The 16,463-nt window shown below is 74.5% G+C and carries 15 protein-coding genes and 1 pseudogene; 6 read left to right on the forward strand and 10 right to left on the reverse strand.

What is annotated here, in order from left to right:
• Positions 1-3 precede the first annotated feature (3 nt).
• The gene (locus BMZ92_RS00820) at positions 4-1,182 is read right to left on the reverse strand and encodes a glycoside hydrolase family 64 protein (RefSeq protein WP_091503558.1); all 1,179 of its coding nucleotides are present in this window, start codon (positions 1,180-1,182) and stop codon (positions 4-6) included.
• Positions 1,183-1,285: 103 nt separating this feature from the next.
• Positions 1,286-1,867: a TetR/AcrR family transcriptional regulator gene (locus tag BMZ92_RS00825; protein WP_091503560.1), complete on the reverse strand. Its 582-nt coding sequence runs from the start codon at positions 1,865-1,867 to the stop codon at positions 1,286-1,288.
• Between the two features lie 279 nt (positions 1,868-2,146).
• Here BMZ92_RS00825 and BMZ92_RS38735 point away from each other — a divergent pair.
• The 3 genes and pseudogenes from BMZ92_RS38735 to BMZ92_RS37930 form a co-directional block, all read left to right on the forward strand.
• Positions 2,147-2,491 (forward strand): annotated as a pseudogene (locus tag BMZ92_RS38735) (MFS transporter); the annotation flags it as partial.
• A 238-nt stretch (positions 2,492-2,729) separates the two neighbouring features.
• Positions 2,730-3,440, forward strand: coding sequence for an MFS transporter (locus tag BMZ92_RS38520; RefSeq protein ID WP_342743444.1), 711 nt, complete (start codon positions 2,730-2,732; stop codon positions 3,438-3,440).
• A complete protein-coding gene (locus tag BMZ92_RS37930; protein WP_091504277.1) occupies positions 3,437-4,882 on the forward strand; it encodes a carboxylesterase/lipase family protein in 1,446 nt (481 codons plus the stop codon). Before BMZ92_RS38520 ends, BMZ92_RS37930 begins: the two co-directional genes overlap by 4 nt.
• A gap of 8 nt (positions 4,883-4,890) precedes the next feature.
• On the opposite strand, the gene BMZ92_RS00845 is transcribed toward BMZ92_RS37930, so the two are convergent.
• Positions 4,891-5,568, reverse strand: coding sequence for a helix-turn-helix transcriptional regulator (locus BMZ92_RS00845; protein WP_091503563.1), 678 nt, complete (start codon positions 5,566-5,568; stop codon positions 4,891-4,893).
• 93 nt (positions 5,569-5,661) lie between these two features.
• On the opposite strand from BMZ92_RS00845, the gene BMZ92_RS00850 reads away from it, so the two are divergent.
• The gene (locus tag BMZ92_RS00850) at positions 5,662-8,043 is read left to right on the forward strand and encodes an ATP-binding protein (protein WP_245782817.1); all 2,382 of its coding nucleotides are present in this window, start codon (positions 5,662-5,664) and stop codon (positions 8,041-8,043) included.
• 3 nt (positions 8,044-8,046) lie between these two features.
• Here the strand turns inward: BMZ92_RS00850 and BMZ92_RS00855 are convergent, their stop codons facing one another.
• The 4 genes from BMZ92_RS00855 to BMZ92_RS00870 are packed head-to-tail and all read right to left on the reverse strand — an operon-like array spanning position 8,047 to position 11,460.
• Entirely contained in the window at positions 8,047-8,403 is a 357-nt protein-coding gene (locus tag BMZ92_RS00855) for a hypothetical protein (RefSeq protein WP_091503564.1), read from the reverse strand.
• Between the two features lie 53 nt (positions 8,404-8,456).
• Positions 8,457-9,131, reverse strand: a complete 675-nt coding sequence (locus BMZ92_RS00860; RefSeq protein WP_091503565.1) for a thiamine pyrophosphate-dependent enzyme — start codon at positions 9,129-9,131, stop codon at positions 8,457-8,459.
• Positions 9,131-10,852 carry an AMP-binding protein gene (locus tag BMZ92_RS00865; RefSeq protein ID WP_091503567.1) on the reverse strand — a complete coding sequence of 574 codons (1,722 nt, stop codon included), beginning with the start codon at positions 10,850-10,852 and terminating at the stop codon, positions 9,131-9,133. Before BMZ92_RS00865 ends, BMZ92_RS00860 begins: the two co-directional genes overlap by 1 nt.
• Positions 10,849-11,460, reverse strand: coding sequence for a phosphoribosyltransferase family protein (locus BMZ92_RS00870; RefSeq protein ID WP_177228485.1), 612 nt, complete (start codon positions 11,458-11,460; stop codon positions 10,849-10,851). The genes BMZ92_RS00865 and BMZ92_RS00870 overlap by 4 nt, the downstream gene beginning before the upstream one ends.
• 147 nt (positions 11,461-11,607) lie before the next feature.
• On the opposite strand from BMZ92_RS00870, the gene BMZ92_RS00875 reads away from it, so the two are divergent.
• Positions 11,608-12,888, forward strand: coding sequence for a nicotinate phosphoribosyltransferase (locus BMZ92_RS00875; protein WP_091503570.1), 1,281 nt, complete (start codon positions 11,608-11,610; stop codon positions 12,886-12,888).
• A 185-nt stretch (positions 12,889-13,073) separates the two neighbouring features.
• Here BMZ92_RS00875 and BMZ92_RS00880 read toward each other — a convergent pair whose 3' ends face one another.
• Both BMZ92_RS00880 and BMZ92_RS00885 read right to left on the reverse strand, forming a co-directional pair.
• Positions 13,074-13,352 (reverse strand): dsRBD fold-containing protein, encoded by a 279-nt coding sequence (locus BMZ92_RS00880; protein WP_091503572.1) that lies wholly within the window; start codon positions 13,350-13,352, stop codon positions 13,074-13,076.
• 128 nt (positions 13,353-13,480) lie between these two features.
• Positions 13,481-14,137 (reverse strand): response regulator, encoded by a 657-nt coding sequence (locus BMZ92_RS00885; protein ID WP_091503574.1) that lies wholly within the window; start codon positions 14,135-14,137, stop codon positions 13,481-13,483.
• A 140-nt stretch (positions 14,138-14,277) separates the two neighbouring features.
• On the opposite strand from BMZ92_RS00885, the gene BMZ92_RS00890 reads away from it, so the two are divergent.
• Positions 14,278-14,682 (forward strand): pyridoxamine 5'-phosphate oxidase family protein, encoded by a 405-nt coding sequence (locus tag BMZ92_RS00890; protein ID WP_091503576.1) that lies wholly within the window; start codon positions 14,278-14,280, stop codon positions 14,680-14,682.
• Positions 14,683-14,687: 5 nt separating this feature from the next.
• Here the strand turns inward: BMZ92_RS00890 and BMZ92_RS00895 are convergent, their stop codons facing one another.
• On the reverse strand, positions 14,688-16,406 hold the full coding sequence (locus tag BMZ92_RS00895; protein ID WP_177228486.1) for a sensor histidine kinase: 1,719 nt from the start codon (positions 16,404-16,406) through the stop codon (positions 14,688-14,690).
• Positions 16,407-16,463 lie beyond the last annotated feature (57 nt).

Raw genomic sequence — 16,463 nt, forward strand, 5'->3', positions numbered from 1 at the left:
GTATCACGCGTGCGTAGCGCGCACCGTGACCGTGAGGACCTGCGGGTCGCCGGCGAACACCGAGCCGCTGAAGTCCGGGCCCGGGGTGACGTCGTCGTACGGGAAGGCGTAGCCGCGGTTGCCGGGCAGCCTGCTGTGCACGACGCGGGCGTAGTGGTTGGTCTGCGCGTTCTGGTAGAACTGCGCGGGGTTCTCGCCGGTGGGCTGGTTCGGGTTGGCCAGGAGCGTGGTGCGGTTCAGCGCGGCGGCGAGGCGGGGGATGATCGCCTTGCGCGCGTTGCTCGCGCCCGCGGCGATGGCGAACGGGCCGCTGTCGCAGCTCCACACGTCGGCGGTGCTCGGTTTGCTGAACGTCTCGCCGTTGTTGAAGGTGAGCACGCCGTTCGTCACGCGCCCGGTGAAGGGCCCGGTGCCGTTCTGCGGGTCGACCGTCAGCGTCTGGCTCGAGTACTTCTGCCACACCTGGTCGATGTAGCCGTCGAGGTACCCGGCGAACTGGCTCGCCTTGTGGTGCGCGGAAAGCACGCGCAGCGGGCGGCCGTCGGGGCCGTTCTGGATCAGCTGCGGCCAGGCGCCGCCCTGCCCGCTGAGCGCGCTTGCGACCGCGTCCACGGAACCGGCCGGCAGGCCCTGCACCGACTGGGTGCCGGCGGAGGACGTCAGCGCGATGCCCAGCGGCAGGCCCACGAAGTCGACGTAGCTGATGTTGGCGAACAGCTGCACGTCGTTGAACGTGAACTCGGCGAAGGACCAGTTCCGGCCGTAGTTGGGGTCGGAGGTGTTCAGGAAGCTGGGGTGCACCAGCGCGGGACCGGGGTTGAGGAAGAAGTCCAGCTTCGAGCCGGTGACGACGTAGATGCGGGCGCCGTACATGCGGGGCACGGTGACGCGGCGCCCCGAGCCCACGGGGATCGCGCAGTCGACGGGCAGCGGGGTGAGCGTGGACGAGGGGGACGACGGGTAGTAGGGCGACCCGTCCGCGGCCAGCAGCACGAGGCGGTTGTCCGGCGCGAAGCCGGTGACGTAGGCGTAGACGGTGCCGGAGCCCGAGGAGTTGACCAGGTCGAGTGCGAAGGTGGCCGGGGTGGCGGCGGCCTGGGGGAAGCCGGGCCAGAGGGGCGCGGTACCCGCGGTGACGGCGGTGGCGGCGGACAGGCCCAGGAAGGCGCGGCGGGAGAGCACCGGAATACCTCCTTGAATTGCGGGGAGATTCCGAGGCTAGGCAAGGGTTTCGGGGACCGTCAACCGACGAAAGTCGGATTGTCTGGACCTTTCTGTCAGTGGTTCAGTCCAGCTGGGCGGCCGCCGGCGTGCGCAGGCCGTCGAGCATGGTCCGCAGCATCGGCTCGAGGTAGCGGGGATCGCTGGAGATCTTGGCGATCGCGGCGACCAGGTCGAAGATCTGCTCCAGGGTGAGGTCCGCGCGGATCTCGGCGGCGTCCTGGGCCGCGGTCAGCAGCGGCCGGCCCGCGGCGAGCGCCCGGGCCCTGCTGCCGTCGACGACGGGGCTGTCGTCCACGCTGAGTTCGAGCAACTCGGCCACGATGAGGCGTTTGCCGGGCAGGAAGGCGAAGAGCCGGTGCAGCCAGGCGAGGAGCGCCTCGCCCGGCGGCTGTCCGTCGTCGGCGCGGGCGGCCTCGCAGAGGGCGTCGACCTCGCCGGCGTAGAGGGCTTCGAGCAGTTCCCGGCGGCCCGGGAAGTTGCGGTAGAGGGTGGCCATGCCGACGCCGGCGCGGCGCGCGATCTCCGCCATGGACACCTCCACGCCGGGTTCGGCGAAGGCGGCGCGGGCGGCGTCGAGGATCTTGTCCCGGTTCCGCTTTGCGGCGGCCCGCCTGGTGGGGAACGTCGGCCTGTCCGTGGTCACGCGAAGTCCTGTCCGCAGGAGGTCCTGAGTTGGTGGACAGTCTATCCGGCTTCTCGGACCCAATGGTGGACAGCCTGTCCGGCATTGGCTACCGTGGTTGACGGACAGGCTATCCGTCAACTTGCGGTCAGAAGGGTGGGGGCGATGTCCTCCGTAACGCAACCGGCTCAGCAGCTCGTCAAACCGGGGGTGAGCCTGAGAGGCGTCGCCGTCATCGCGTGCCTGGCGCAGTTCATGGTGGTGCTCGATTCGAGCATCGTGAACGTGGCGCTCCCCGCGATGAAGGCGGGTCTCGGCCTGTCGCCCGCCGGGCAGCAGTGGGTCGTCAACGGCTACCTGATCACCTTCGGCGGTCTGCTGCTGCTCGCGTCGCGCGCCGGTGACCTGCTGGGCCGCCGCCGGGTCTTCGTGGCCGGGCTGGTCGTGTTCACCGCGGCGAGCCTGCTCGGCGGTCTCGCCTCGGACGGTGCGATGCTGCTCGTGGCACGTCTCGTGCAAGGGGCGGGCGCCGCGGCGCTCGGGCCGTCGAGCCTGAGCCTGATTACCGCCAGCCACACCGACCCCGGCGCCCGGACCCGCGCCCTGACCTGGTGGGGCGTCGCGGCCGCGAGCGCCGGGGCCGCCGGCATCGTGCTCGGCGGGGTCCTCACCGCCGCGCTGAGCTGGCGCTGGGTGCTGCTCGTCAACGTCCCCATCGGCGCGTGCCTGCTCGTCGCGACACGCGCCTCACTGCTGGCCACCCCGCTCGCGCGGGAGCGCGCCCGCATCGACGTCCCGGGTGCCGTCACGGTCACCCTCGCCGTCGCCGCCATCGTCTACGGGATCTCGGTGGCGCCCGACCACGGCTGGGGGGGCGGCCCAGGTGCTCGCCGCACTGGTGGCCGGGGTCGTGCTGCTGGCCGTGTTCGCGGTGATCGAGCGCCGGGCCGCCGCACCGTTGATCCCGTCTGCGGTGTTCGCCCGGCGCAACGTCCGGATCGGCAACGCCCTGACCGTGTGCATCGGCGCCGTGGTCACCACGCCGTTGTTCTTCCTCTCGCTGTACTTCCAGCAGGTGCTGGGCGAAACGGCGCTGCGGGCGGGACTGTCCCTGCTGCCGATGCTGGCCGTGATCAGTCTCGGCGTCCTCGTCTCCCAGCGGCTGATCCCCGCGCTCGGCCCGCGCCCGCTCGTGGTGGGCGGGGCGCTGGTCGCCGCCGCCGGGCTGTGGTGGCTCTCGGGGCTGCCCGCGCACCCGGCCTACGTCACCCACGTGCTCGCCCCCACCCTGGTCGTCGGCGCCGGGACGAGCCTGACGATGATGCCGGGGATCGTCGCGGCCACCACGGGCGTCGATCCACGCCACGCCGGGGTCGCTTCGGGCCTGCTGAACATGTGCCGCCAGCTCGGGGGAGCGCTCGGCATCGCCGCACTGGTCACGCTCGCCTCGACCGTCACCGGGCCCGGCGCGGCGAACGATCCCGCGGCGGTCGTGCACGGGTACCGCGCCGCCCTGCTCGCCCTCGCCGCGCTGAGCGTCGCCACCGCCGTGATCGCGCTCTTCCTCGAGGGGAACCGGAGCGCCCGCCGATGATCGTGCGCACCGCGTCCGGCCTCGTCGAAGGACGCCTACTCGATGGAGCCGCGGTCTTCCTGGGCATCCCGTACGCGCAGGACCCCGGCGCCGGATTCGACCCACCCCGCGCGCCCGCGCCGTGGGACGGCGTTTTCCCGGCCACGGCCCCAGGTGCTTCGGCGCCTCACGCGCCGGTAGCCCAGGAACTGTTCCCCGACCCCGTCGTGGTGGGCGGCAACCCGCTGAACCTCAACGTGTACGCGCCCGCGGACCGGGGTGCACGCGTTCCCGTCGTGGTGTGGCTGCACGGCGGCGGGTTCTTCACCGGCAGCAACGCCAGCCCGTGGTACACGGGCGAGACCTTCGCGCGGGACGGGGTCGTGCTCGTCGTCCCCAACTACCGCCTCGCCGCGGAGGGGTTCATGATCCTCGACGACGGCGTCGCGAACCGCGCGCTGCTCGACCTCACCGCGGCACTGCGGTGGGTCCGCGACAACATCGAGGCGTTCGGCGGTGACCCGGACCGCGTCACGGTGGCCGGGCAGTCGTCAGGCGCGACGGCGGCGCTCGCCCTCTCCGGTGTGCCCGCCGCACGCGGCCTGTTCCACCGGCTGGCCGTGATGAGCGCCGGGACCCCGCTGCTCGCGTCACTGGACCGGATGCGAGCGCTCTCCACCGAGTTCGCCGCGCAGCTTGGCGTTCCGCCCACGCGGGCCGCGCTCGCGCGCGTGCCCTTGGAGCGGCGGCTGGAGCTGGAAACCGCGTGGCTGCCCGAGGAAGTACAGGCGCCTCCGGCCGCCGTCGACGACCGGGCCCGCCGCACCGGAAAACCCGCCTTCCGCTGGCAGCCCACCCACGACGGCGAGGTCGTCACGACGGCGCCGGGCGAAGCGCTCGCCGTGCCGGGCGCGCTCGACGCACTCCTGATCGGCGTGACCGCCGAGGAGTGGAACTTCATGCTCGGCGAGGTGACACCCGCCCCGTCGACCGAAGCGTGCGAGGAAGGTTTCGCCAACCTCGGGCTCACACCCCGGGATCTGCGCCACTACCTCCGCGCGCTGCGGACGGGCAACCCGGGCCACGCGCTCGCCCAGGCGCTGACCGACCGCACCTTCCGCACGCCCGCCCGCGATCTCGCCGAGGTGGCCGCCGCGGCCGGGATCCCGGTCTACGCCTACCAGTTCGGGTGGCAGGCCCCCGGGCTCGGTGCCGCCCACTGCACCGACCTCCCGTTCTTCTTCGACCACCTCCAGGCCCCCGGCGTGGCCCGGTTGCTGGGGCCGGACGCACCGCCGCACCTGGCGGCCGCGATGCACGACGCGTTCGTGCGTTTCGCGCGCGACGGCGACGCCGGCTGGAGCGCCTACGACTCCGCCGCCCGGCGCGCCATGGTGTTCGACGACCGGATGCGCGAGGTGCCCGACGCGCTCAGCCTGATGCCGCGGGAGCTACGGGAGTGAGGAACCCGTCAGATCATGCCCTCCCGCAGGGCGTAGGCCACCGCGTGCGTGCGGTTGCGCAACCCGAGCCGCGACAGGAGGCTGTGCAGGATGTTCTTCACGGTCCGCTCGGAGTAGGTCATCTCCGCCGCGATCTCCGCCGTGTCCATGCCCTCCGCGAGCAGCCGCAGCACGTCGGCCTCCCGGCGGGACAGCCCGCTCAGCGTCAGGTCGCGCGGCGCCAGCACGTCGTGGTGCAGCCGGGACAGCCCGCGCAGCAACGGCCCCAGCTGCTCGGGCGGCACGTCACCGCGCCCGGCGTGGGCGTCGGCGATCGCCTGCAGCAGCCGGGCCGTCGTGGCCTCCGCGCGCGGCACCAGCACGACGAGGCCGTGCTCCACCGCCGTCCACAGCTCCGCCGGCCGCGTGTCCTCCGCGACGAGCACCAGCCGCGCGTTCGGCGTCGTCGTCAGCAGTTCGCCCAGTTCACGGCCCGCCTCGGCGACCGCGAGCACCACCTCGGCCCCGCCGTCCTCGCGCGCGTCGACCACCTGCACCCCGGGCTTGTCCCGCAGCTCGGCCAGTATCCCGGTGCGGACGAACGGATCGGCCGCCACGACGGCGACCCGGACGGCCGGGCGCCGGGGCGGGACGGAGTGCAGCCGCGGACGGTTGCCGCCCTCGGCCCACGCTATACGCGAAGACATGACCTCCAGCAAACACCGTCCCCCGCGCGCGGAGGAGGCGGAACCACCGGCAGGTTTCGACCGCCGGCAATTCTGCCGGTTGAATGGGCGGTGGTGAACGACGCACAAGATCCCGGCACGGGCCCGGACGCCACCCCGGCGTTCGGGCGCCTGCTGCTGCGCCACCGCCGCGCCGCCGGGCTGACCCAGGCGGAACTGGCCAAGGCCTCCGGCATGAGCGAACGCGCGCTGCGGGACCTGGAACGCGGCCGCGCCCAGGCGGCGCAACGCCGTTCGGCCGACGCGCTCGCCGACGCGCTGCGCCTCACCGGCGCCGACCGCGCCCGCTTCCTCGCCACCGCCCGCGACGGGCGCCGCCGCAGCCCCCGCGCCCCGGCGGCACCCGTCGTCGGCGAGCTGCCGCCCCCTGTGCCCGACCTGCGTGGCCGCGAAGCCGAACTCGCCCGGCTGCGGGAGGACGCGCTGGCCGACTCGCCCAGCGGCGTGGTGCTGTCGATCATCGGCCACCCCGGCGTCGGCAAGACCACCCTCGCCGTGGCCGCCGCCCACGCGTTGCGCGACCGGTTCCCCGACGGGTGCTTCGCGCTCGACCTGCGCGGGCTCGCCGACCAGCCGCTCAGCTCCCGCGAGGCACTCGAACAGCTCCTGCGCGCGCTGGGCGTGCCGCCCCAGCAGATCCCGGCCGCCGGCGTGGAGCAGCAGCACCTGTTCCGCTCGCTGCTGGCCGGGCGCCGGGTCCTGGTGCTGCTCGACAACGCCGCCGACGAGGCGCAGGTGCGCCCGCTGCTCGCGGCGAGCCCCGGGTGCCTCACGCTGATCACGTGCCGCCGCGCCCTCGCCGGGCTCGAGGCGGCGCGCTGGGTGTGGCTCGAACCGCTCGCCGACGCCGACGCGACCGCGCTGCTGGCGGGTATCGCCGGGCCGGAGCGCGTCGCCGCCGAACCGGAGGCCGCCGCGGAACTCGTGGCGCTGTGCGGAAACCTGCCGCTCGCGGTGCGCATCGCGGGCACGAGGCTCGCGACGCGCCCGCAGTGGTCGATCGCCTACCTCGTCGGGCAGCTGCGGGACGCGAGCACCCGCCTGAGTTCCCTGTCGGCGGGGGACCTGCAGGTGCGCTCGGCGTTCGAGATGTCCTACCGGCGGCTGTCCCCGGCCGCGCGGCTGGTGTTCCGGCGCCTCGCGGCGATCCCCGGCGCCGACTTCGCCGCCGACCTCGCGGCGATCGCCGCGGGACTGCCGGTGGCCGAGGTCGGCGAGCACCTCGACGAACTGGTCGACGCCAACCTCGTGCTCGCCGCCGCCGCGCCGGGGCGCTACCGGTTCCACGACCTGATCCGGATCTTCGCCCGCGAGCGGCTCGAAGCCGAGGAGAAGCCGCACGACCGCGAGGCGCTCTCCGAGGCCACGCTGCGCCATCTGCTGGGCACGGCGACCGCCGCCGCCCGCCTGTTCTACCCCGACCGGCTCACCGCCGAACCGTTCGCGTCGCGGCGCGAGGCGGCGGAGTGGCTGGACACGGAGGCGTCGAACTGGCTGGCCGCCCAGCGCGCCGCGGCGCAGACGGGGCGCCACCGCGAGGTGCTCGAACTGGCGCGGGCCGTGCACTGGTACTCCGACGGGCGCACGCAGGAGCGGCCGTGGCACGAGATCTTCGCGCTGGGCCTCGCGGCGGCGCGGGCGCTGGGCGACCGGTCGGGCGAGGCGGCGATGCTGAACTCGCTGGGCTGGGCGCGGTACTTCTGCCTGGCGGACAACGAAGGCGGCCTCGCGCTGCACCGGGAGGCGCTGGGCATCGCCGTCGAGACCGGGGACCGGCGGGAGCAGGCGTGGGCGCTGGGCTACCTCGCCGCGGTCCGGTTGCGGCTGGGACAGCCGGCCGAGGCGCTGGACCACGCGGAACGCGCCGTCGCGCTGGCCGAGGACCTCGATTTCTGGCTGGGGCAGGGCACGATCCGCAACGTGCTCGGCTCCATCCTGCGCGCGCAGGGCCGCGCGGACGAGGCGCTGGCCGTGCACCGGGCCGTGCTCGCGGACGTGGAGGCGCACTACGCGCGGGCCAACCCCGAGGCACGCCGGTTCTTCCGGGCGACGACGCTGCTCAACCTCGGCCTCGACCTGAGCGAGGCGGGGCAGTGGGCGCCGGCGGCAAGGACCCTCCGCGAGGCGCGGGCGCTGTTCCGGCAGGGCGGGTTCCCGATCGAGGAGGCGTTCGCCGCGCTCAACGAGGGCAGGGCCCGCCGCGAGGTGGGGCAGCTCGCGCTCGCCGGGGTGTGCCTGGAGCTGGCGCTCACCGCGTTCACCGGGGTGCCGCTGCGCTGGCAGCGCGCCCGCACGCTCGCGGAGCTGACCACGCTCTACGTCGTCACCGGGAACCCCACCGCGGCGGGCGACTCCCGCCGCAAGGCGCTCGCCCTGTGCGAGGAGCTGGGCACGACCCAGGCACTGGCGCTGGCGGCCGAGCTCCGCGTCGGCTGAGCGTCAGCCTCCCCGTGCCGCGGCGAGGCTGCGCAAGCAGGCACGCACCACCTGCCGGTTGGCGGGGGAGTCGGGGAAACGGCCGCATGAGGGGCAGAACAGGCGCACGGCGCCCGCGAACTCGTCCACCACGACGGCCGCCGGGCGCTCGCAGCCGCGGCACCAGCGGTGCCCGGTCACGACCACCACGTGCGCCGCGGAGCCGATGCACTGGTGCAGCCAGTGCCGGTGGGTGCGACAGGTGAGGCGCTCGAACGGGTCCAGCCCGGCGGCTTCGGCGCTGTCCTCGGCCGCGAGCCGGGCCGCGAGCCGCTGGTCACGGAGCTCCGCGTACCGGTCCACCTCCCGCAGTTCGGTCATGACCCAGCGTAGGCCGGGCCGTGGTCGGCGCGCGGGTGGCCGTTTTCCACCCGTCAGCCCGCGGTCACCGGCTCCCCGGCCAGCTCGGCATCCACTTCGGACTCCAGCTTCGCCAGCTCGTCCTCGCCCAGCCCGTCCTCGTCACGCATGCGGTCGGCGAGCAGCCGGACCGGGTCGAACTCCCGCCAGCGCGTGACCTTGCCGCGGCCGCGGAACCGGCACGTGCTCAGCTCCAGCAGGTGCGGTCCCTCGCCGCACCTGATCCCCTCCACGGCCTCCTCGACGGACTCGGCCACCGCGAGCGCGTCCATGCCGTCCACCGACCACGCCGCGATGCCGTGTGCCGCGGCGAAAGCGGCTTCCGACGGCGGCCCGCCGAGCGGGTGGAGGTTGATCTCGCGGCAGAACAGGACCGCCAGCCCGCGGCGGGCGGCGACCCGCAGCGCCTGCCGCAGTTCCCCGGCGGGCACCGGGCGCTCACCGAGCCGGTACACCGTGACCCGGGGCCGCGGCGCGGCGGCCGTCGCGGCGGCGAGGCCCAGCGCCAGCGGGATTCCGCCGCCCTCGACCACGCTGTCGTCGGGGCCGATGCCCGCGGCGATCCCGGCCACCACCGCTTCGTCGCCGATGACCGGCTGCCCGGTCCGGCGCTCCTCGAGTCGCCGCGCGCGGATCATCCCGCGCAGCAGGTCCAGGCGCTCCTGGGCGCGAGGGCTTCCGTCGGTCATCAGCCGTCCTCCACTCCTTCTCCCGCTTTGAGGACCCGGCGCAGCACCTTGCCGGTGCGGGTACGCGGCAGGGAATCCTCGAAGACCAGTTCCGCCGGCGCGAGCGCGCCGAGCGCGCGGCGGCCGAACGCGAGCAGCTCCAGCCGCAGCTCCTCGTCCGGCTCGTAGCCCGCGTGCAGCGTGACGAACGCCTTGACCCGTTCGCCGTCGACGGGGTCCGGGACCCCGATCACCCCGGCTTCGCGCACCGCGGGGTGCGACACGAGCACGCTCTCCACCTCGAACGGCCCCACCCGGTAGCCGCGCGCGGAGATCACCTCGTCGGTGCGGCCGACGTAGGAGTAGTAGCCGTCGTCGTCGCGCCGGGCGAGGTCGCCGGTGAGGTACCAGCCGTCCGAAAAGGACTCGTCGTAGCGGCCGGGATCCCGCCAGTAGCCGCGGAACATCGACGGCCAGCTCCGGCGCAGCGCCAGTTCCCCCGCCTGGTGCTCGCCGGCCGTCAGCTCGCGGACCTTGCCGTCCTCGCCGCGCTCGACGAGCCCGGCCGTGATGCCCGGCAGCGCGCGGCCCATCGAGCCGGGGCGGACGTCCTCGCCCGCGAAGTTCGCGATGGTGATCGCGCCGGTTTCGGTCTGCCACCACGTGTCGTGCACCGCGCAGCCGAGCGCGTCCTGGCCCCACACCACGGTTTCCGGCGGCAGCGGTTCACCGGTGCTGGCCACGAACCGCAGCGCGGACAGGTCGTGCTCGGCGGGTGGTTCCGCGCCGCGGCGCATCAGGGTGCGCAGCGCGGCGGGCTCGGTGTACCAGACGGTCACGCGCTGCCCGGACAACACGGACAGCCACCGGCCGGCGTCGAACCCGCCCTCGACGCTCAGCGTCGTGACCCCGGCGGTCAGCGGGGCGACCACGGCGTAGGTCAGCCCGGTCACGCCACCCGGGTCGGCGCTGCACCACAGGAGGTCCGAGGGGTGCAGGTCGAGCGCGTAGCGGGCGCTGACGTACTGGGCCAGCACCGCTTCGTGGGCCTGCAGCACGCCCTTGGCGGGGCCGGTGGTGCCGCTGGTGAAGTGCAGGAACGCGGGGTCGCCGGGCTCGCCCGGCTCGATCTCGTAGTGCGGCGAGGACTTCTCGAGCGCGGGGCCGAGCGCGAGCGCGCCGGGAACGGGCGTCTCGCCGGTCACCAGCACCCGCCGCAGCGACGGCACCGAGTCGCGGATCGCGGCGATCTTGCCGCGGTACAGCTCCGGGGTCGTGACGAGCACCCCCGCCTCGCCGAGGGACAGCCGGTCCCGCAGCGGTTCGGGGCCGTAGGCGGTGAACAGCGGGGACAGCACGCAGCCCGCCTTGAGGGCGCCGAACACCGCCACGTACAGCTCGGGGGTGCGGCCGAGCAGCGTGTAGACGCGCTCGCCCCGCGGCACGTCCAGCCGGCCGAGCAGGTCGGCGAACCGGTTGCTGAGCTCCGAAAGCTCGGCGAAGGTGTACTCGCGGACGGTGTCGTAGCGGTCGAGCCAGCGCAGCGCCGGGTGGTTCCAGCGCGGGCCGGTGGCGTAGCGGTCCACGGCCTCGTGCGCGATGTTCAGCGCGCCGCTGCCCGGCAGTGCGGACAGGGCCAGCAGTTCGGCCTCCCAGCTGAACCCCGCGACCGTCCGCGCGTAGTCGCGGAGGTTCGCGGCCGCGCGCACGGCCTCGGACTTGCGGATGACGGGCCAGTTCATGCGGGCACCTCGGCGTGGGCGGCGAGCAGCCAGAGCACCTCGTCGTCGGTCACCTCGCGGAAGTCGGCGTACCAGCGGCTGACGGCGCCGAGGCGGGGCGGCGCGAGCAGGCATTCCACCCGGTCGGCGAACGGGGACAGCGCTTTCAGCGCGGCGCGCGCCGCGACCGGCACCGCGACGACGACGCGGCCGGCGCGGCGGGCGGTGAGCACCCGGAGGGCGGCGAGCACCGTGGCGCCGGTGGCGATCCCGTCGTCGGCGAGCACGACCGTGCGGCCCGCGACGGGCACCGCCCGCCGCACCGCGCGGTACCGGCGCGCCCGCTCGGCCACCGCCTGCAGCGCGGAGCCGAGCAGCCCGGGGGCGATGCACCCGCCGACCACGACCGCGCCTTCGCCGACCGCGCCCAGTGCGAACTCCGGGTCGGCGGGGTCGGCGACCTTGCTGACCAGCACGACGTCGAGCGGGGCGGCCAGCGCGGTGGCGATCGGGTCGGCGACGACGACCCCGCCGCGGGGCAGGCCCAGCACGACGGGCCGGTCGGCCCGCAGGTCCCGCAGCCGTCCCGCGAGCTGACCGCCCGCCGTCGTCCGGTCGTCCACCACCATCGGTTCGCTCCCTCGCACCGCGCTGAGGTGATCGAGACTGCCTGGCCGGGGAGTGCCCGCGACAGGGCTGGACGTAACCGGACGTGCTGCCGAAAGTCCCTGCGGGCGTACGGTGGGGTGCATGGGCCGGGTCCCGGGCGGCTGCCAGTGACGGGCGGCCACGCCGATCTGCACGCGGTCCGGACGGCCGCGAGCCACCTGCGCCGCGGGATGACCGGCACCGCGACGTTCAGCCTGTTCCCGCGGCGCCTGCCGCCGGACCGGGGGTTCGTCGTCAGCGCCGGGCTCGACGACGTGCTGCTGTTCCTCGAAGGCTTCCGGTTCGAGCGCGCCGAGCTGGCGTACCTGCGGCAGGCCGCGGAACTGCGGGACGCCGACGTCGCGGCGCTCGCGGACCTGCGGTTCACCGGGGACGTGTGGGCGCCGCCGGAGGGTTGCGTGGTGTTCGCGCCGGAACCGCTGCTGGAGGTCACGGCCCCGCTGCCGGAGGCGCAGCTGGTGGGCACGGCGCTGCTCGGCCTCGTGACGTTCGGCTGCACGGTCGCCACCGAGGCGGCGCGGTACCGGCTCGCGGCGGGCGGCGCGGACCTGTTCGACTTCGCCGGCCACCGGGCGCCGGGGCTCGCCACCGCGACGGCGGTGGCCAGGGCGTGCGCGGTGGCGGGGTTCGCCGGCACGAGCCACGTCGGCGCCGCCCGGGTGCTGGGCCTGCCCGCTGTCGCCACGATGACGGCCGCCTACCTCGGCGCCTTCGGGGACGAGCGGGCCGCTTTCCGCGCCTACGCCCAGGATTTCCCGGCGCGGCCGGTGTTTCTCGTCGACAAGGGCGACGTGGTCGACGGGGTGCACGCGGCGGTGGACGTCGCCACCGAGCTCGACCTGCCGGACGACCACATCGGCGTGCGGCTGTCGTCCGGCGACCCGCTGGAAGCGGCGAGGAAGGCCCGCGAAACCCTCGACGAAGCGGGGTTCGTGCGGTCGCGGATTCTCGTCAGCGGCGGGCTCGACGAGTACGAGCTGGAACGGCTGACCGGCGCCGACGCACCGATCGACGGTTACGGGGTGGGCCGGAACCTCGCCGTCCCGGAGGCGAGGGCGGTGACCGCCTACCGCCTCGTCGAGTACGACGGCAGACCCGTCGCGGACGACGACACGCTGCCGGGCGCCAAGCAGGCGTACCGCTGCGCGTCGGGGGAGGACGACGTCCTCGCGCGGCGCGGCGACCCGCCGCCGGGCAAGTGCCGGGCGGTCCTGACGCAGGCGATGCGGGGCGGCCGCCGGGTGCGCGGCAGGCACGGCCTGGACCACGCGAGGGACCGCCTGGAACGCGACCTGCGCTGGCTGCCCCGCGACGCCCGGCGCCTGCGGGCGCCCAGCCCCGTGCCGGTCCGGCTGTCGCCGGGCCTGGCGGCACTCACGCGCCGGTGAGGCGCGGTGGGCCGTTAGTGCGTGGTTTCGCCCCGCTGGCGGGCGGTGATGCAGCCCTGGGGTGGCCGGGCACGCGCGTGGTTGTCCCGGCGAACGGCGGTCAGGCGCCGCCGAAGCGGGGCTTGTGAAACCCCGGCCGTACCCCTCCGCCGGATCCCCCGCGCCGGGCTGCGGTGACACCGGGGTCAGGCCCGCCCCTGCAGGACGGCGAGCGGGCCGCGCGCGTCCGCTTCGATGTCGGACGCCACGGCCTCCAGCAGCTCCTCCGTCAGATCGCTGAAAGCCCGCGCCAGCGCCAGTTCCGCGGCGATCGCGGGCAGGTGCACCCCGCGCGGGCCGCCGTGGACGAGGCCGATCCCGTGGTACGTCGTGCCGCCCGCGGCGGCCAGCCGGACCTGGGCACGGGTGGTGTCCCCGCTTTCGTCGAGCGCGATTTCCACGGTCCACTTCGCTGGTCGTGCCATGACGCTCCTCTTTCGTCGCCCCCCACCCTTCCTCCGCTCCGGCGGCGGGCGTAGGGCCGAAAGTCCCTCGTTCAAGGGGGCGTTTTCCGCCGTCCACAAAGGATCTTGAACGACTCCACTGTGGAACGTCAGCGCCCTGGCCCCCTGGCGTGCCTGCGGTCGCGCAGCTTCGTCGCCAGCACCGCCGCCTGGGTGCGGCGTTCGAGGCCGAGCTTGGTCAGCAGGCGGGACACGTAGTTCTTCACGGTCTTCTCGGCCAGGAACATCCGCTCGGCGATCTGCCGGTTCGTCAGGCCCTCGCCGATCAGCTCCAGCAGCGTCCGCTCGCGGTCGCTGAGCCCCGCCAGCGACCCGGAGTCCGTGGCGTCCGAACGCAGTTTCGCCATGAGCGTCGCGGCGGCCCTGTTGTCCAGCAGCGACCGCCCCGAGCCGACCTCGCGCACCGCGGAAACGAGCTGCAGCCCCTGGATGTCCTTGATCACGTACCCGCCCGCCCCGGCGAGGATCGCGTTGAGCATGGCCTCCTCGTCGGTGTAGGAGGTCAGCATCAGCACGTTCAGCTCCGGCAGCCGGGACCGCAGGTCACGGCACAGCTCGATGCCGTTGCCGTCGGGCAGCCGCACGTCGAGCACCGCGATGTCGGGGCGCAGCGCCGGGATCCGCGCCAGCGCCTGCGCGGCGGTGGGGGCCTCGCCGATCACGGTCAGCTCCGGGTCGGCCTCCAGGAGGTCCGCCACACCGCGCCGGACCACCTCGTGGTCGTCGACCAGGAACACCTTGATCATGGTCCTCACCCTTCCCGCGCCGGGGATTTCTCCCAGGCTAGCCGTGATCGCACGGGGACTTTGTGCTCTTTTCCGGCCCGTCCACCACGCGGGACCATGACGCCCGTGTCGAGGAACGGACCGCGGGCCGGAAGTGACGCATGAACGGCCGGCTGCGGGAGCTGTCGCGTGAGGAGTCGCTGCGGCGGCTCGCCAGCGTGGGTGTCGGCCGCATCGTGTTCACCCACCAGGCATTGCCCGCCATCCGGCCCGTCCACCACCTCGTGGAGGACGACGGCGAGGTGGTGATCCGCAGCCACGACCGCACGGCGCTGCTGTCCGCGCTGGACACCGTCGTGGCGTACGAGGCGGACTCGGTCTCCGGCGACGACCGGATCGGCTGGAGCGTCATCGTCACGGGTGTCGCCCGCCGCGCCGACGGCGCCGACCGCTACCGCCACCTCGCGGATCCGTGGGCGGACGGCGAACCCGGCTACGTCATCCGCATCCGCCCCGAACTCGTCGCCGGCTTCGGGCTGCCCGAGGACAACGGCCACGCGCCCTGAGCGGCTCACGCGAGGGGAGCCGACCACACCAGGCGGGCGCCGCCGTCCTCCGGCGCGTCGAGCACGGAGCGCCCGCCGGCACGCCGCGCGCGCTCGGCCAGGTTCCGCAACCCGCCGTGCACCTGGCCGCCCGGGCCGCGCCCGTTGTCCGTGACCTCGATGGACAGCTCGTCGCCGACCTCCACCGTGACCGCCACGGCGGTCGCGCCCGCGTGCCGCACCGTGTTGTCCAGCGCCTCCCGCACCACCGCTTCGGCGTCCTCGGCCAGCCGCGGCGACACCACGCCGAGCGGGCCGGACACCCGCACGCTCGTCTGCAGCGGCGTGTCCCCGGTGACCTCCGCGATGATCTCGTGCAGCCGCCGCCGCAGGCGCGCGCTGCCGTCCGCGCCGCCGTGCAGGTCGAAGATGGCCGTGCGGATCTCCGCGATGACGCTCTGCACCTCGTCGATGAGCTCACTCAGCCTGCGCTGGATCTCGGGGGAGCGGGTGCGCAGGCGGGTGCTCTGGAGGGCGAGGCCGTGGGCGAACAGGCGCTGGATGACGTGGTCGTGGAGGTCGCGGGCGATGCGGTCGCGGTCGGCGAGGACTTCGAGTTCGTAGAGGCGGCGCTGGTCGTCGGCGAGCTGGAGGGCGAGCGCGGCCTGGTCCGCGTAGGAGGCCGCCAGCGGCAGCTGGGTCGCGTCGAACGGCTCACCACCGGCGGTCCGCACCGCGACCAGCACCCCGGACACGGTTTCCGCCGACGCGCGCAGCGGCAGCACCAGCACCGGCCCGAACTCGGCGGGCAGCCCGGCGCCCACGTCGTAGCGCAGTTTCGGTTCCTGCCGCGGCATCGCGTCCCGGAAGGAGTCCCCGCACGTCGAGGCGGCCACCGGGATGCGGCGGCCGATGAGCTCTTCCGCGTCCGGCCCGGCGGAGACGGTGACGACGAGCGTGGTGACCTCCTCGGGAGGCAGCTCGGGGTCGTCGGGGCGGGCGAGGAAGGTGTGGTCGGCGCCGGTCAGGGTGCGGGCGCGCTCGGCGACCAGGCGCAGGACCGCGGCCGGATCGGCGGCGGCGAGCAGCTGCGCCCTGATCTCGCTCGTCGCCTCCTGCCAGCGCTGGCGCAGGCGGGTCTCCTCGTACAGGCGCGCGTTCTCCACGGCGATGCCCGCGGCGGCGGCGAGTGCCTGCACGACGACCTCGTCGTCCTCGGTGAAGGGCTGCCCGTCGGCCTTCTCCGTGAGGTAGAGGTTGCCGAACACCTTGTCCCGCACCAGGACCGGCACGCCGAGGAACGTGCGCATCGGCGGGTGCTCGGCCGGGAAGCCCGCCGACGCGTCGTGCTCGGCGAGGTCGGCCAGCCGCAGCGGTTCCGGCCGCTCGATGAGCAGCCCCAGCAGCCCGTGCCCCTTGGGCAGGTGCCCGATCTTGTCCCTGGTCCGCGCGTCGACGCCCTCGTGGATGAACTGCGCGAGCCCGACTCCGTCCGCGTTGAGCACGCCCAGCGCGCCGTGCCTGCAGTCGACCAGCTCGGTCGCCGCCCGCACGATCCGGCGCAGGGTCGCGTCGAGTTCGAGGCCGCCCGCGATGGCGAGCACGGCCTCCAGCAGGCCGTCCATCTGGTCGCGCGCGGCGATCAGCCGCTCGATGCGGTCCTGCACCTCGACGAGCAGCTCGCGCAGCCGCAGCTGCGACAGCGTGCCGCGCAGCGTGGGCCGGGCGGGGCCTTCCGTCGCCATGAAGCCACCTTCGCACCCGGGGTGATCGAAAACCAGCAGGTGCACCCGGGCAGCGGC

This window comes from Amycolatopsis sacchari, assembly GCF_900114035.1.
Classification (GTDB): Bacteria; Actinomycetota; Actinomycetes; order Mycobacteriales; family Pseudonocardiaceae; genus Amycolatopsis_E; species Amycolatopsis_E sacchari.

Excerpts from the sequence above, each read along its gene's own strand:
- BMZ92_RS00865 (WP_091503567.1), bottom strand. The coding sequence starts at position 10,852 with ATGAACTGGCCCGTCATCCGCAAGTCCGAGGCCGTGCGCGCGGCCGCG.
- BMZ92_RS00860 (WP_091503565.1), bottom strand. The coding sequence starts at position 9,131 with ATGACCGACGGAAGCCCTCGCGCCCAGGAGCGCCTGGACCTGCTGCGC.
- BMZ92_RS00870 (WP_177228485.1), bottom strand. The coding sequence starts at position 11,460 with ATGGTGGTGGACGACCGGACGACGGCGGGCGGTCAGCTCGCGGGACGG.
- BMZ92_RS00890 (WP_091503576.1), top strand. The coding sequence starts at position 14,278 with ATGAACGGCCGGCTGCGGGAGCTGTCGCGTGAGGAGTCGCTGCGGCGG.
- BMZ92_RS00885 (WP_091503574.1), bottom strand. The coding sequence starts at position 14,137 with ATGATCAAGGTGTTCCTGGTCGACGACCACGAGGTGGTCCGGCGCGGT.
- BMZ92_RS00855 (WP_091503564.1), bottom strand. The coding sequence starts at position 8,403 with ATGACCGAACTGCGGGAGGTGGACCGGTACGCGGAGCTCCGTGACCAG.
- BMZ92_RS37930 (WP_091504277.1), top strand. The coding sequence starts at position 3,437 with ATGATCGTGCGCACCGCGTCCGGCCTCGTCGAAGGACGCCTACTCGAT.
- BMZ92_RS00895 (WP_177228486.1), bottom strand. The coding sequence starts at position 16,406 with ATGGCGACGGAAGGCCCCGCCCGGCCCACGCTGCGCGGCACGCTGTCG.
- BMZ92_RS00880 (WP_091503572.1), bottom strand. The coding sequence starts at position 13,352 with ATGGCACGACCAGCGAAGTGGACCGTGGAAATCGCGCTCGACGAAAGC.
- BMZ92_RS00845 (WP_091503563.1), bottom strand. The coding sequence starts at position 5,568 with ATGTCTTCGCGTATAGCGTGGGCCGAGGGCGGCAACCGTCCGCGGCTG.